Origin of the sequence: Arthrobacter sp. zg-Y895 (assembly GCF_020731025.1) — a bacterium.
GTDB lineage: Bacteria > Actinomycetota > Actinomycetes > Actinomycetales > Micrococcaceae > Arthrobacter_B.
Genome location: NZ_JAJFZY010000004.1, coordinates 844,556 through 858,256, shown reverse-complemented (window position 1 = coordinate 858,256; position 13,701 = coordinate 844,556). Strand labels below are relative to the sequence as shown.

Sequence of the window (13,701 nt, the reverse complement as noted above, 5' to 3'; positions counted from 1 at the left end):
TGCCTACTAAGGTGCCGTCATGCTCTGAAGGGAGCGACACTGATGGACTTCCTGGGCCGCTCCGCGGACCGCGCAACGGTCGACAACCTCCTCTCGCAGGCACGAGCCGGGCTGAGCGGGGCAGTCATCGTCCGAGGGGAAGCGGGTATCGGAAAGACGGCGTTGCTCGAGTACGCCCGCGGCAGGGCTGATGCCTCGGGGTTCCGAGTAGTGTCCTCGGTCGGGGTGGAGTGCGAGACGCAGTTCGCTTTTGCGGGCCTGCATCAGTTGTGCGCGCCCCTGCTGGACCGCATGGGTGCCCTGCCCGAGCCGCAGCAGACCGCTCTGGGCGTGGCGTTCGGGCAGCGAAGCGGTGCAGTGCCGGATTGGTTTCTGATAGGGCTGGCCACTCTCAACCTGCTGGCCGAGGCCGCTGAGGAAGGGCCCCTTCTGTGCCTCGTTGACGATGCGCAGTGGCTTGACGAGGCGTCGGCTCAGGTCCTCACATTTGTGGCACGGCGGGTCGCCGCGGAGCCGATGGCGCTGGTGTTCGCCCTGCGGGAGCCCACCGACCGCGATGTGCGTGGGTTCGACGGCATACCCGGCTTACGCTTGGGCGGGCTCGACGAGGCCGACGCGCGGGAGCTGCTGGCAGCAGCCGACTACGTACCCCTGGACGACGGGATGCGCGAGCATGTCGTCGCGGAGGCGCACGGGAACCCTCTCGCGCTGCTGGAGCTTGCCCGAAGCGCGCCGGCGGCATGGGTGGCCGGGCGGTTCGAGCCGGTGCCGGGCATCACGCACCGCATCGAGGACACCTTTCGGCGCCGCGCGGACAGCCTGCCGGCACCTACTCGACTATTGCTGCTGGTTGCCGCGGCCGATTCTACCGGCGAGGTGGCGCTGCTCTGGCGTGCGGCCGCGCACCTGGGGATCGCCGGCGAGTCTGCCGCGCCCGCAGAGGCCGCCGGACTCCTGGAGATTGATACACGGGTGAGGTTTCGCCATCCGCTGGTGCGTTCAGCTGTGCTTCGGTCCGCCGCCCCGCTGGAGCGTCGCCGTGCACACGACGCGCTGGCCGCTGCCATCAATCCAGACGTCGACCCCGACCGCCGCGCCTGGCACAGGGCCCAGGCCGTGCTGGGCACCGACGAGGACGCCGCCGCTGGGCTGGTGCGGTCAGCAGGCCGGGCGCGCGCCCGCGGCGGGCTGGCCGCTGCGGCGGCGTTCATGGAGCATGCGGCCAGACTGACCCCTGACCCTGCCACCCGCGCGAGCCGGGCGCTGGAGGCCGCGCAGGATAAGCACGAGGCTGGTGCGAACGCCTCCGAGTTGCTGACGCTCGCTTCGGCCGGGCCGCTCGATACCCTGCAGCAGGCTCGCCTCGAACTGCTGCGCGCGCGGATCGCGTTCCACCTCGCGCGCGACGCCGAAGGGCAGAGGATGCTGCTGGAAGCCGCTAAGAGCCTGGCCCCGCTGGACCCGGTGCTGTCCCGTGAGACGTATCTGCGCGCGCTCGAAGCGGCGATCGTCACCGGTGACTTCCGCCACGGCCGCGGCATACCGGAAGTGACCGAGGCTGCCCTGACGGCGCCCGTCGCGACGGGGTCTCTGCGGCCTGCGGATCTGCTGCTCGACGGGCTTGTGACGACCTTCACTCAGGGGTATTCGGCCGGTGTGCCGGGGCTGCGGCGGGCGCTGGCGGCCTTCGGAGGCCAGGAGCAGGATGTTGATGCGCTGAGCGTCGTCGACACCTGCCGCTGGGGGTGGCTCGCCAGCCGAACCGCAATGTCGGTGTTCGACGACGAGATGCTCCACGCCGTGTCCATCCGTCATGTCCGTCTGACCCGTGAGACCGGCGCGCTTGCCGCACTCCCGGACGCACTTCTGGGCCAATCCGTCATACAAGTGCTCTCGGGTGAGTTCGACCGCGCAGCCGAGCACGCAGCGATCGCAGCCGCGACCGAGGCTGTGCCCTTGCTGCACTCGCAGCTCCTCCTGTCTGCCTGGCGCGGCCGTCCAGACGAGACCGCCGGGATGCGCGCGAGCATTGTCCGCAAGGCTGCCGGACAGGCGCACAGCACCGAGGATGCCCTGACGCAGTACGCCATGGCGGTGCTGCATAACGGTCTGGGCGACTACTCCGCAGCTCTTGCCGCGGCGGCACGGGCCTTCGACACCGAAGCGGTGAGGTTCAACAACCTGGCCCACTCTGAACTCGTCGAAGCGGCGTGCCGTTCCGGCCGGCCGGAGAGTGCGGCCGATGCGCTCGAGCAACTCACTTCCCGCGCCCTCGCCAGCGGTACGCCGTGGGGGCTCGGTCTGGCGGCGCGTTCACGGGCTTTGACCTCTACGGGGACAGCCGCTGAGGAACACTTCCGCGAGGCGATCGAGCAACTCAAACGTTGCCGGATAACCACTTATCTCGCCCGAACGCACCTCGTCTACGGCGAGTGGCTCCGCCGCGAGGGCCGCCGCCAGGACGCCCGCGAACAGCTCCGCACCGCGCACGGGATGCTGTTGGACATGGGCGCCGAGGCGTTCGTCGCCCGCGCCGCCCGCGAACTTCGCGCCACCGGCGAGCACCCCCGCAAGCGAAGCGCCCAGCCGGCCGACTCCCTCACCGCCCACGAGATGCACATCGCCCGGCTGGTGGCCACCGGTGCAACCTCCCGCGAAGTCGCCACGGAACTCTTTCTCAGCCCACGGACGATTGATGCCCACCTCCGCAATATTTTCCGCAAAATGGGCGTCACCTCTCGCCGTCAGCTCCGCGAGCTGTCCCTTTCCTGAGGCCCGCGGGCGTGACGGTCGAGGCCTCGCCACTAGCCCGCGAGCGTGCCGACGTCGCCGGCCACCGCCGCCATCCGCCCCTCGAACTGGTGCCCGCCGGACGTATGTCGGCGGACTTGCGCCTGCGGCAACCGGGCCGCGTGCCGGTCCAGATGGTCGATGGGCACCACCTCGTCGTCGACGCAATGGTGGAGCCAGACCGGGAAGCCGGTTGGCAGCTTGGCGTCCGCAGGCAGCGTGTACTCCGCCTGCCAACCCTCCGACCCCCAGAAAGGCATTGCCAGAAGGACGAGTCCCAGCGGCGGGGTGCCCTGAAATCCATCGGCGAGGTGAAGCAGGGCCATCGACGCCCCGAAGGAATGCCCCACGATGACCAGGTCAGGGGCGAGGGTGTTCCGATGCCGTTCGATTTCGCTGCGCCAGCCCGCGGCCGACATGTCCGCGTCGGGGAATCGGGGCGTCGTAACGGGCAGGCCGAGGCGGGTGTGCAGTTCTTCTGCGAGGGGTAGGTCGTCCTGGTAGCCGCCGGCTCCATGGACGAAGAAGATCTCCATGCGTTCTCCCGGGAATTCAATGCCGTGCCGGGTTTGGGTTGAGAACGTTTCCTGCAAGCCAGCTTGGTCTTCTGCCCGCTAGTCGGTCAAGGGAAGGCGGCCCCGGATGACTCAGGGGTTCTGCCCTGTTAGCCTCGTCTGTCCGGGCGGTCCGGCGTCCGCCATCCAGGTTGCATCGGAGAAGGAGCGGGTCCATGGCTGCGGAAATCCCATCCCGCAAGGTCATTATCCATGGCGCCGGCGGTGCGATCGGCGGTGCCGTAGCGGAGGAATTCGCCCGCCGCGGGGCGGAGCTGTTCCTCGCCGGGCACCGCCTGGACTCCGTTAATGCAACGGCAGACCGCATCCGCGCCCTGGGCGGCGGGCCGGTGCATGCGGCACAAGTCGACGCGTCCGATCCGGCGGCCGTAGACGCGCACGCCGACGCCGTCGTCGATGCCGCAGGAAGGATCGACGCCGTGCTCAACGCGGCCGGCCTCCCGGCGGTGCAGGGGGTCCCGCTGCTCGATATGTCCGTGGACGACGTCGTCGCGCCGGCAGCGGGCTGGCTGCGCACACAGTTCATCACCTCGCGGTCCGCTGCAGTGCACATGGTTTCGCGCGGAAGCGGAACGGTCCTGATGCTGTCCGCCTCGCCGGCAAGGGTCTCCATTGCCGGAGTGGGCGGCTTCGCAGCGGCTTGTGCCGCCGTCGAAGCACTCACCCGGACCCTTGCCGCGGAGCTGGGTTCCTCGGGAGTGAGGGTTGTCTGCCTTCGCCCGCAGCGCATTCTGGAAACCATCGGAAGCATCCCGGACCTGCCGATGGCACCGCACGAGTTCACCCGCTTCCTTGAGTCACTCACCACCACGGGGACCCTCCCCACCCTCGGGGAGGTGGCCAAAGCAGCAGTCTTTCTGGCCGAGGGCGGCGCGGGGAGCATGAACGGGGCCGTCCTGAACCTGACATGCGGGATGAGCGTCGATTGATACCCGGGGGATCGCTGCGAAATGGAACCATGAGGACTGCGGCAACTGTCGCCGTCGCGGTGGCTGTGCTGACCGGATGCACCGAAGACGGCGGACCGGGACCGGAGACGCCGATTTCCGTTTCGCCCGAACCGTCCGTGGAGATACTTAAAAGCGATCCGGAAGTTCTCGCCACCGGTCTCGACGCCCCGTGGTCCCTCGCGTTCCACGAGGGCATCCCGCTGGTCAGTGAGCGGGACTCCGCCCGCATCCTGGAGCTCGACGCCGGCGGTATAGCCCGCGAGGCCGGCACCATCGAGGGCGCCGGAGGCAGGGGAGAGGGCGGACTTCTCGGTATCGCCGTCCAGGACGGGTACCTGTATACCTATTTCACCGGGGACGGCGGGAACCGGATCGAACGCCGCAGCATCACCGGCGAACCGGGGTCATTGGCGCTGGACGAAGCGGAAACCATCCTCGACTCAATCCCCTCCGGCCCGGTCCACAACGGCGGACGCATCGCCTTCGGCCCCGACGGCATGCTGTACGCCACCACGGGCGACGCCGGCAACCGGGACAGCGCCCAGGACCGGGAGTCACTCTCCGGGAAGATCCTGCGAATGAACCCGGACGGCAGCGTACCTGAGGACAACCCGTTCCCGGGAACACTGGGCTACAGCTACGGGCACCGCAACCCGCAGGGCATCGCCTGGGACAACGACGGCGTCCTCTACGCGAGCGAGTTCGGGCAGAACACCTGGGATGAACTGAACGTCATCGAGGCCGGCGGAAACTACGGCTGGCCCGAGGTCGAGGGCATCGCCGGGGAAGAGGGTTTTATCGACCCGGTGCAGCAATGGACGCCCGGGGAAGCCAGTCCGAGCGGCATCGCCGTCGCGGACGGCACCCTGTACATTGCCAACCTGCGCGGCGAACGGCTGCGGCAGGTCCCGCTCGATAATCTCGGTGCCTCCGCCGAGCAGCTGGCCGGCGAGTACGGCCGGCTGCGCGACGTCGTCAACGCTCCGGATGGCAGCGTGTGGATCCTGACGAACAACACCGACGGCCGCGGCCGTCCCGGGCAGGATGACGACCGGGTTCTCCGATTGGACACGGATTAGGCGAGGCTTCTCCGCATCAGCCACCGGGTCTTTCCTCCGGATTTCGACGCCGTCGCCACCACGCGTTCGAAGCCGGCTGCCTCGAACAGCGCAGTAGTGCCCACGTATGCGAGCGGGGAACTGATCCGGCCGCCGGCGGCATCGACCGGGTAGGCCTCCAGCGCCGGCGCCCCGGCGGATCGGGCGTAATCAACGGCGCCGTCGAGCAGATGCCCGGCCAGTCCCTGCCGCCGGAACTGCGGACGGATAAGCAGACAGACCACGCTCCACACCGGGACATCGTCGACCGCGGGGATGGTCCGTGAGGACCGCAGCCGGTGGTGGCTGGCGCGAGGACCCACCGAACACCAGCCCGCGGCCTCACCGTCCACATACGCGAGGACGCCGGGCGGGGTGCCCTCCTCCGCATACCGCCGCAGCCGGTCCTGCTGGTCGGGACCGGCGAGAGCACGGAACTCGGACGTCGGGAGGCGGTAACTGAGGCACCAGCAGGCCTGGCTGTCGGGGTTCTTCGGCGCCAGGACTGCGGCAACGTCGTCGAACCGGTCCGCGGTTGCAGGGTGGACCTCGATCATTTTCGCAGGCTCCTCGGTCCAGGGAACTGGCTACACTTTCGGCCCCAATCCCTCGTACCGTAGCCTGCGCGCCGACCCAACGGAAGCAGGCCCGGGGCGGCCCGGCAACAGTGACGAAGCCTGCCGCGAGGCACGCCACCCGGGGGAAAGGCAAAACCATGCGCGAAGAGTCGAGGGAAGTGATTATCGCCGGCGGCGGGCCGACCGGCGTTATGCTCGCCCGCGAACTGCGGCTGCACACGGCCGCAGATATCCGCTCGGCGGATTCTTCGCCGGCATCCTGCGGATGGCCGGCGAATGACCGGGATGGAGTCCCCCTGGCACTCGGCAGCCGGTACTACTGAGGACTCTGGGGCTGGCGTGACACTATGTCGCTTCATTACGCTTGTGGAGAACAAGGCAGGGTGTAAGCCTCATCCGCATGCACACAAAACGCCTCCCACATGCCCTTGCCACCACATCGATCTGCAGCCTTGCGGCTGCTTTCGCCCTCGTCGGTTCCCTGGCCACAGCCCCGACGGCTGCAGCACTGGATCCGGCCGCCTCCGTGCGGGTCAACGCTGCCGCGCCAATGGAATCCGGTGTACTGCTGGCCGTTTCCGACCCTACGCCTACGTGCCAAATGACGCCGACCCCGACCGGGACGCCGACACCCACGGTCACTCCGACACCCACGGTCACTCCGACGGGTACCCCAACACCGACGGGAACCCCAACAGGTACCCCAACACCGACGGGAACTCCGACGAAGACACCATCCCCGACAACTACACCGACGCCGACGGGAACTCCGACGAAGACACCATCCCCGACGAAGACACCATCCCCGACGACTACACCGACGCCGACGGGAACCCCGTCCCCGAGTGACACTCCGTCCCCGAGCGACACGCCGTCCCCGAGCGACACGCCGTCCCCGAGCGAGACGCCGTCCCCGAGCGAGACGCCGTCGGAAACCCCGTCGGAATCCTCGTCTCCGACAGAGTCGGAGACTGCTTCCGGGATAACCATGGTCCAGGTAGTGTCCATCACCCCGCCGTGCATGGGGGCCGGAGGAACGTCCACTGGTGTGAGCCCCGACTTGGCCGGCACCGGTGCGACCGGCACGCCGCTCGCCCTGCTCGGAGCCGGAGGCCTTCTTGCTGCCGGTGCTGCCGGCGTGTACTTCACGCGCCGCCGCGGAGTCCAGGAATCGTAGGGACAGCCGCGCTCAAGAACCCCGTAGCCGAACGGCAGCCGACCCAATCCCGGGGCCGGCTGCCGTTTATCCATGCGCCGAACACGTCGCTCCCTCTGGAACCGTCGAGCCGGTCGCCGTATCCTCCTTCCTATGACTTCCACCTGTAGGACTTCCTCCCGCGCATTCGGCTGCGGGTTCTTCGTACGCGACCGCCGCCGCTGACGGCGAGCGGCGCCTCCACTCGCGGTACCGCGCGCCGTCGTTCCGGATGCCAGGCACCCTTCAGGGCGTCGTCTGCCTGAAGGGTGCTCCATGTCGCGGCGATTGGAGCGCTCGTGGGAGCGAGAAGCCAGTATGGCGGCCGGGAGGAGCTCGGCCAGAATTTCCTGATCCACCAACCCACCATCCGTTTGGTCCTTGGCCTGGTCCGTTCCTCGGGCGGCGGAAGCATTCTGGAACTCGGCGCGGGCGACGGCGCCCTGACCCGTCCGCTTGCAGCCCTCGGCCGCGACCTGCTGGCCATCGACTTGGATTCAGGCTGCGTACGACGACTGCAACGGCGCTTGCCCGGAGTCCGGGTGCTGCAGGCTGATGCCTTGACCGTGCCCTTTGACCGCCCGGTGATTGTGGGCAACATTCCCTTCCACCTGACTACCCCGATCCTGCGCCGCCTGCTGGCAACGGGTACCTGGACCCAAGCGGTGCTGCTGACCCAGTGGGAGGTTGCCCGCAAGCGGGCGGGAGTAGGTGGCGGAACCCTGCTGACGGCCCAGACCTCTCCCTGGTTCGAATTCGACCTTCGCGGCCGGGTGCCGGCAGCCGGGTTCCGCCCCCGGCCAGCCGTCGACGGCGGCGTCCTGCGGGTCCGGCGTCGCCCGGTCGCGCTGCTGGAGCCGCAGGACCGGGCAGCCTACGAGCGGTTTGTGCGCGGCATCTACAACGGGCCCGGAGCAGGGCTGGGGGAGATCCTTGGCCGGTATCTTGGGTCGGCACGGAGCGCACGGACCGCATTGTCCGCTGCGGGAGTCCCGGTGCAGGCGCTGCCCAGGGATGTAGCTGCCGCGCAGTGGCAGCGTTTGTGGGGGGCCGCCCGGAACACCCGTGTCCAAGGGTAGGGCACAGTCGCCGCGCGCTTTTCCGCACCCGGAGCGACCTCAATGGGTCCGCCGTCGTCGTCCACCGGCACCGTTTTAGCATCGGCAGCCGTGGCAGTGACGGTACTGGGATATGGACGTCCCGTGGCTTCCTTTACGGGTGTTCTCGATGCGCTTCGCACCAGTTGCGGAGTCTTCGGTTGTCCTGTCCAAACCGCCGTGCCAGTATCCCCGGCATGATCACGAGACGATTCGCAACAGTCGGAGCCGTATCAGTCTGCCTGCTATCGGGCGGGCTGATACTGGCCGGGTCGATAACGGCGTCCGCACAGATAGCCGGAATCAATCCGGTGACCATCGATGCCGCGAATCCCGCCAATTCAGGGTTTCTCGTGGTGGTCGAGGGCGATACGACGCTCAACGCCGACGAGTCGGAGGGATCCATAGCAACCGGAGGAAACCTCGCCTTCAACGCGTCCTACAACGTGGGCGTCGCGGGACCGCTGCAGACTCCCACTCCGCCCGGCGACCCGGCACCGGTGGCCCTTTTGGTGGGTGGGGGAATTGTCTGGCCGGAGGCTGGATACATAGTCAGTGTGCAGCAGGGAACAACTAAGGTGGCGAACACGGCGACCTATACGGCATACGACACCGATAGCAACGGCGCAGCCGTGAACTACCGGCTGGTTGAACCCGGGCAGCCCTACGAAGCGACGCCCCATATAGCAGGCACACTCCAGCAGACACCCGCTTCGGTAGCTGCCGTCGAGGGCATTATTGACCTCGGAACTGCCTTCGCTTCGTACCGCACCCTGACACAGGAGATGGGTGCCTGCTCGGACACCGTAGTGCTCCGGGATGCGGCGGGCACGCCGATCCAGCGGCCCGTCACGCAGGGCACCACGGCCTATATCACCCTCGATGAAGGCGTGACCAACGTTTTGAACATTAGTGCAGATGAGTTCGCTGACCTCGCCGGAATCACGTTCACGAACCTCCCCTCGGCGCAGACACCGTTACTGGTGAACGTCACAGGCCCTACATTCTTCGGAACCACGCCGAACCTGGCCGGTATCAGCCGGGCCCAGGCGCCGTACATGCTCTGGAACTTCCCCGATGCCACCAGCGTGGTGGCCACGGGAGGAGCTGCCATACAGGGAACCATCTACGCCCCCAACGCAAGCCTCGAGTGGGGGACAACGCAGAACATTGAAGGGAACATCATTGCCGCTTCCTTCACCCACGGCCAACTGGGCCCGCGGATAAGCCCACGGGAAGTCCATAGCGAAGCCTTCGCCACCACTTTGAACTGCGAAGCCGAGCCGACTCCAACCCCAACCCCAACCCCGACCCCCACCCCGACCCCGACCCCGACCCCCACCCCAACCCCCACCGAAACCCCGACCCCCACCCCCACCGACACCTCTACGCCGGCTCCCACGCCTCCCGGTCCGGACGCAGGCCCGACGTTCAATCCTCCTGCCGGTGCATTCGGCGGAACCAGCCGCGGCGAGTTGGCCGACACCGGAGCCGACAGCGCGCCACTGCGCTGGCTCGCCGGCGTTCTCCTCGCGGCCGGAACGGTCATTCTGCTTCTATCCCGGCGGCACCGCGCCTAGTATGCCGCCGTGTACGCGGGGCCGCCGGCATCCGCCGTAAGGGCGGTTCAGGGTGACGGGCCAAGGCTGTCCGCCCCGCACACCCTGTTGATCGGCCCGCCCATGTTGAACGTAGTACCCGTAAACCAGTGCCGCGCAGGCACAGTTACAGGTAGGCTGATACAGCAGGTAAGGCAGAAACAGTCATCGGAACCGGGTCAGCCAGATATTTTGGCTGATCAGTTTTCTTTTTGGGGAGGAAATTGCACATGGCGGGCGAGCAGTACAGCGCCGAACGAGCGGGCGACCGACGGGCGCCCAGCGCGGAAGACACCACATCCATCAGTCTTCCCCCGATGTCCGATGCCACATCGGTTGAGCCCAAGCTGACTCCGGACGAGCGAGCCGCCGTCGCGGCCCTCCCTGCGCGCTCAGCCCTGCTAATTGCCCACAGCGGTCCGAACGCCGGTGCACGCTTCCTGCTGGACCAGGACGTCACTACTGCCGGACGGCACCCCAACGCGGATGTTTTCCTCGATGATGTAACTGTTTCGCGCAAGCATGTTGAGTTCCGCCGCACCCCCGAAGGGTTCCGCGTGGTGGATTCCATGAGCCTGAACGGCACGTACGTCAACCATGACCGGGTCGACAGTGTGCTGCTGCGTACCGGGAGCGAAGTGCAGATCGGTAAGTTCCGACTCACTTTTTACGCTGCCCGCCCCGCAACTGCCGGAAACTAGGCTCAGGCCCCGGCGTAGGGCAGATAAGGTAGTAGACATGTCAGCATCACAGTCCGTCAGGCGCACCACCGGACCGGAACGGCTGCGTGGCAGGGTGCTGAATATCGGCGAGGTCCTGGGCGAGCTAAGCACGGACTTCCCTGCCATCAGTGCGTCCAAGATCCGTTTCCTCGAGGAAAAAGGCCTGGTGACGCCGCAGCGCACGGCTGCCGGTTACCGCAAGTACAGTACGGCCGACGTCGAGCGTCTTCGGTTTGTGCTGGCATTGCAGCGCGACCAGTACCTGCCGCTGAAGGTCATCAAGGATTATCTGGACGCGATCGACCGGGGAGAGCGGCCCGAGTCGCTTCCCGGCGGTATGTCCCTGGCGCCGCGCGTGGTTTCGGACCAGTTGGCCGGAGAGCTTGCTGCCCGTGCCCATGCCCGCACCTTGACCTTCGAGGAACTGGTGAAGGAATCCGGCGCGAGCACGGAATTGGTGCACAGCCTGGTCAGCTACGGACTGATCACCAGCGGTGATGAAAACTATGACGAGCATGCCCTGAAAGTGGCCAAGGCCTGTGTCCAGCTCGAGGCGCACGGCATCGAACCGCGGCACCTGCGTCCCTTCCGGGCGGCAGCGGACCGCGAGATCGGACTGGTTGAGCGTGTGGTTGCCCCGGTAGCCTCCCGCCGGGACGTCGCCTCGAAGGCCCGCGCCGCTGAGACCGCCCGTGAGATCAGCGACCTGTGCCTGAGCCTGCACAGCGCTTTGGTGCATGGGCAAATAGCGCGGATGGAGGGCTGAGATGCAGGAAGTCGAAGTTGTCGGCGTGCGGATTGAACTCCCGTCCAATCAGCCGTTGGTCCTGCTTAAGGAAGTCAACGGTGAACGGCACCTTCCTATCTGGATCGGTGCTCCGGAAGCCAGCGCCATCGCCTTTGTGCAGCAGGGGATCGTGCCGCCGCGGCCGATGACGCATGACCTGCTGGTGAACCTGATCCACGCGTTGAAGCGCGAAGTGACACTCGTCCGGCTGATCTCCGTGGAAGACACCGTGTTCCACGCGGAGATCCTTTTCGAGGACGGCACAGCCGTGAATTCGCGGGCGTCCGACGCGATTGCCGTTGCCCTGCGGATCCCGTGCCCTATTTACTGCGCGGACGAAGTCCTCAATGAGGCCGGTGTCCGGATTGCCGACGCGGACCCCGAGGACGAAGAAGAGCAGGACAACGCGGAGCAGGAGATGCGCCAGTTCCGCGAATTCCTGGCCGACGTCGAGCCTGAAGACTTCGAACGCTGACCGGTTTTCCGTCTCTGCCTCCGACACGCCTGCGGAAAAGTTCCCGGCATCTTTGACCTTGGTGCCAGTCGGTTCTAACGTCGAAGAATAGAGTTCCCATTGCACCGGGGGAGTTCTCGGGGCACACTGAAGAAGCCCTGACAGCTCCGGCCTGTGCCGACCCCCAGGGGAACCGTTACTAGGAGGCACAAGTGAGTCCGAAAGGCGATGCCGGCGAACACGCCGCAGCACCGGGGGGCATCCCTTCCCAGAGCGCCCAGGGCTTGCTGTTCACCGAGGACCTGCCTCTTCTCGACGAGGACGCAGGGTACCGTGGGCCTACCGCCTGCAAGGCTGCAGGGATAACTTACCGCCAGTTGGATTACTGGGCGCGCACCGGACTCGTGGAACCTGCGGTACGAGGTGCCTCCGGTTCCGGCACGCAGCGCCTCTACGGTTTCCGCGACATCCTGGTCCTGAAAGTCGTCAAGCGGCTGCTGGACACCGGTGTATCGCTCCAGCAGATCCGAACTGCCGTGGAGCACCTGCGGGAACGTGGAGTCGAGGACCTGGCACAGATCACCCTGATGAGCGACGGTGCCAGCGTTTACGAGTGCACCTCCGCCGACGAGGTTATCGACCTGGTCCAGGGCGGCCAGGGTGTCTTCGGCATAGCCGTGGGCCGGGTCTGGCGTGAAGTCGAGGGCAGCCTCGCACAGCTGCCCAGCGAGCACGTCAACGAGCAGGACTTTCCCGGCGACGAACTGAGCCAGCGCCGCATCGCCCGCAAAATCAGTTAGGGCGCACAGCTCAGCTAGGCACCACACAATTTAGACAGACATTAACGTTGAAGGGCATCCCCGCGGGGATGCCCTTCAACGTTTGTTCAGCTGCTCTAGCCTGCCCGGACTAGGCCACCGGGCGGCGCATCACGCGGTTGCGCACACTGCCGGAATCCATCAGGTTCTTCATCAATGCGTCGAAGGTTCCGGCGGCCTGTTTGGCTGATTCGCCCGGCCAGTGATGCACCGAATGGGCGGCACCCTGGATCTGCTGCCAGTTCGCCTGTTCCGCAATGGTGGGAGTCAGGAGCAGGTCACCGAACATCTGCTTCATTTCGGCAAGCCGGAAAACGTGCTCGTTGGAGCTGGGCCGCACCCGGTTGGCGATGATTCCGGCGGGGGCCAGATTGGGAGCGAATTCCTCGCGGAACAGTTCGAGCGCACGCATGGTCCGCTCGGTGCCGGCCACCGAAAACAGTCCCGGCTCCGCAACCAGCAGCACCCGGTTGCTGGCGGTCCAGGCCATGCGGGTGAGGCCGTTCAGCGACGGTGGGCAGTCGATGAGGACCAAGCCGTATCCGGACACGCGGGACAGCAGGGTGGTCAGGCGTCGAAGATCGCGCTTGCCCAGGTCCGGACGGTCGTAAATACCCGAGTAGGCCGAGCCCATGGCAACATCCAGGACGGGCTTCCGGCCTTCTGAATTCTTCGCAAGGCGCTGGGCGTTCGCTACCCAGCCGCTGGGGATCACGTGGTCCGAAAGCTGAGCCCGACGGGCTGTCCGGAGCATCTCGCCGATTCCCAGCTGGTTGCCTGCGCTAACACCCAAACCGGTGGTGGCATCGGCGTGCGGGTCCAGGTCCACGACGAGCGTAGGAATGCCGGCGGCCAGCGCTGCGGATGCCAGGCCGAGGGTGACGGAGGTCTTGCCGACGCCGCCCTTCAGGCTGCTGATGCTCACTACTTGCACTTGATGAACCAAAACCTAACGTGTCTAGGGATCACTGGACGCTGCTGACTCATTCTATGTGACGCATACCCGTTACCTTGGCAGCGGGCTTTTGCAGGGGTGGCGC

The 13,701-nt window shown here is 66.7% G+C and carries 15 protein-coding genes; 12 read left to right on the top strand and 3 right to left on the bottom strand.

Annotated features, from left to right (window positions below; all coding sequences use genetic code 11):
- Nucleotides 1-42 precede the first annotated feature (42 nt).
- Nucleotides 43-2,772 (top strand): AAA family ATPase, encoded by a 2,730-nt coding sequence (locus LJ760_RS10770; RefSeq protein ID WP_227922663.1) that lies wholly within the window; start codon nucleotides 43-45, stop codon nucleotides 2,770-2,772.
- 32 nt (nucleotides 2,773-2,804) lie between these two features.
- Here LJ760_RS10770 and LJ760_RS10765 read toward each other — a convergent pair whose 3' ends face one another.
- Entirely contained in the window at nucleotides 2,805-3,383 is a 579-nt protein-coding gene (locus LJ760_RS10765; RefSeq protein WP_227922661.1) for an alpha/beta hydrolase, read from the bottom strand.
- A gap of 137 nt (nucleotides 3,384-3,520) precedes the next feature.
- On the opposite strand from LJ760_RS10765, the gene LJ760_RS10760 reads away from it, so the two are divergent.
- On the top strand, nucleotides 3,521-4,294 hold the full coding sequence (locus LJ760_RS10760) for an SDR family NAD(P)-dependent oxidoreductase (RefSeq protein WP_227922657.1): 774 nt from the start codon (nucleotides 3,521-3,523) through the stop codon (nucleotides 4,292-4,294).
- 29 nt (nucleotides 4,295-4,323) lie between these two features.
- A complete protein-coding gene (locus LJ760_RS10755; protein ID WP_227922655.1) occupies nucleotides 4,324-5,394 on the top strand; it encodes a PQQ-dependent sugar dehydrogenase in 1,071 nt (356 codons plus the stop codon).
- Here the strand turns inward: LJ760_RS10755 and LJ760_RS10750 are convergent.
- Complete coding sequence (locus tag LJ760_RS10750; protein WP_227922652.1) at nucleotides 5,391-5,969, bottom strand: GNAT family N-acetyltransferase; 579 nt, start codon at nucleotides 5,967-5,969, stop codon at nucleotides 5,391-5,393. The genes LJ760_RS10755 and LJ760_RS10750 overlap by 4 nt on opposite strands.
- A 158-nt stretch (nucleotides 5,970-6,127) precedes the next feature.
- Here LJ760_RS10750 and LJ760_RS10745 point away from each other — a divergent pair, with 158 nt between their 5' ends.
- The 9 genes from LJ760_RS10745 (at nucleotide 6,128) to LJ760_RS10705 (ending at nucleotide 12,643) form a co-directional block, all read left to right on the top strand.
- Nucleotides 6,128-6,313, top strand: coding sequence for a hypothetical protein (locus LJ760_RS10745; protein WP_227922651.1), 186 nt, complete (start codon nucleotides 6,128-6,130; stop codon nucleotides 6,311-6,313).
- A gap of 271 nt (nucleotides 6,314-6,584) precedes the next feature.
- Nucleotides 6,585-6,839 carry an MSCRAMM family adhesin SdrC gene (locus tag LJ760_RS10740; RefSeq protein WP_227922650.1) on the top strand — a complete coding sequence of 85 codons (255 nt, stop codon included), beginning with the start codon at nucleotides 6,585-6,587 and terminating at the stop codon, nucleotides 6,837-6,839.
- A gap of 199 nt (nucleotides 6,840-7,038) precedes the next feature.
- Nucleotides 7,039-7,167: an LPXTG cell wall anchor domain-containing protein gene (locus LJ760_RS10735; RefSeq protein ID WP_227922649.1), complete on the top strand. Its 129-nt coding sequence runs from the start codon at nucleotides 7,039-7,041 to the stop codon at nucleotides 7,165-7,167.
- Nucleotides 7,168-7,484: 317 nt separating this feature from the next.
- Entirely contained in the window at nucleotides 7,485-8,264 is a 780-nt protein-coding gene (gene erm, locus LJ760_RS10730; protein WP_227922647.1) for a 23S ribosomal RNA methyltransferase Erm, read from the top strand.
- 215 nt (nucleotides 8,265-8,479) lie between these two features.
- Nucleotides 8,480-9,862 carry a choice-of-anchor A family protein gene (locus tag LJ760_RS10725; RefSeq protein WP_227922645.1) on the top strand — a complete coding sequence of 461 codons (1,383 nt, stop codon included), beginning with the start codon at nucleotides 8,480-8,482 and terminating at the stop codon, nucleotides 9,860-9,862.
- 248 nt (nucleotides 9,863-10,110) lie between these two features.
- A complete protein-coding gene (locus tag LJ760_RS10720; protein ID WP_227922644.1) occupies nucleotides 10,111-10,581 on the top strand; it encodes an FHA domain-containing protein in 471 nt (156 codons plus the stop codon).
- Nucleotides 10,582-10,618: 37 nt separating this feature from the next.
- Nucleotides 10,619-11,368: a transcriptional regulator FtsR gene (gene ftsR / locus LJ760_RS10715; protein ID WP_227922641.1), complete on the top strand. Its 750-nt coding sequence runs from the start codon at nucleotides 10,619-10,621 to the stop codon at nucleotides 11,366-11,368.
- Between the two features lies 1 nt (nucleotide 11,369).
- Complete coding sequence (locus LJ760_RS10710; protein WP_227922639.1) at nucleotides 11,370-11,864, top strand: bifunctional nuclease family protein; 495 nt, start codon at nucleotides 11,370-11,372, stop codon at nucleotides 11,862-11,864.
- 191 nt (nucleotides 11,865-12,055) lie between these two features.
- Entirely contained in the window at nucleotides 12,056-12,643 is a 588-nt protein-coding gene (locus LJ760_RS10705; protein WP_308036365.1) for a MerR family transcriptional regulator, read from the top strand.
- 109 nt (nucleotides 12,644-12,752) lie between these two features.
- On the opposite strand, the gene LJ760_RS10700 is transcribed toward LJ760_RS10705, so the two are convergent.
- Nucleotides 12,753-13,595 carry a ParA family protein gene (locus tag LJ760_RS10700; RefSeq protein ID WP_227922637.1) on the bottom strand — a complete coding sequence of 281 codons (843 nt, stop codon included), beginning with the start codon at nucleotides 13,593-13,595 and terminating at the stop codon, nucleotides 12,753-12,755.
- Nucleotides 13,596-13,701: the final 106 nt, after the last annotated feature.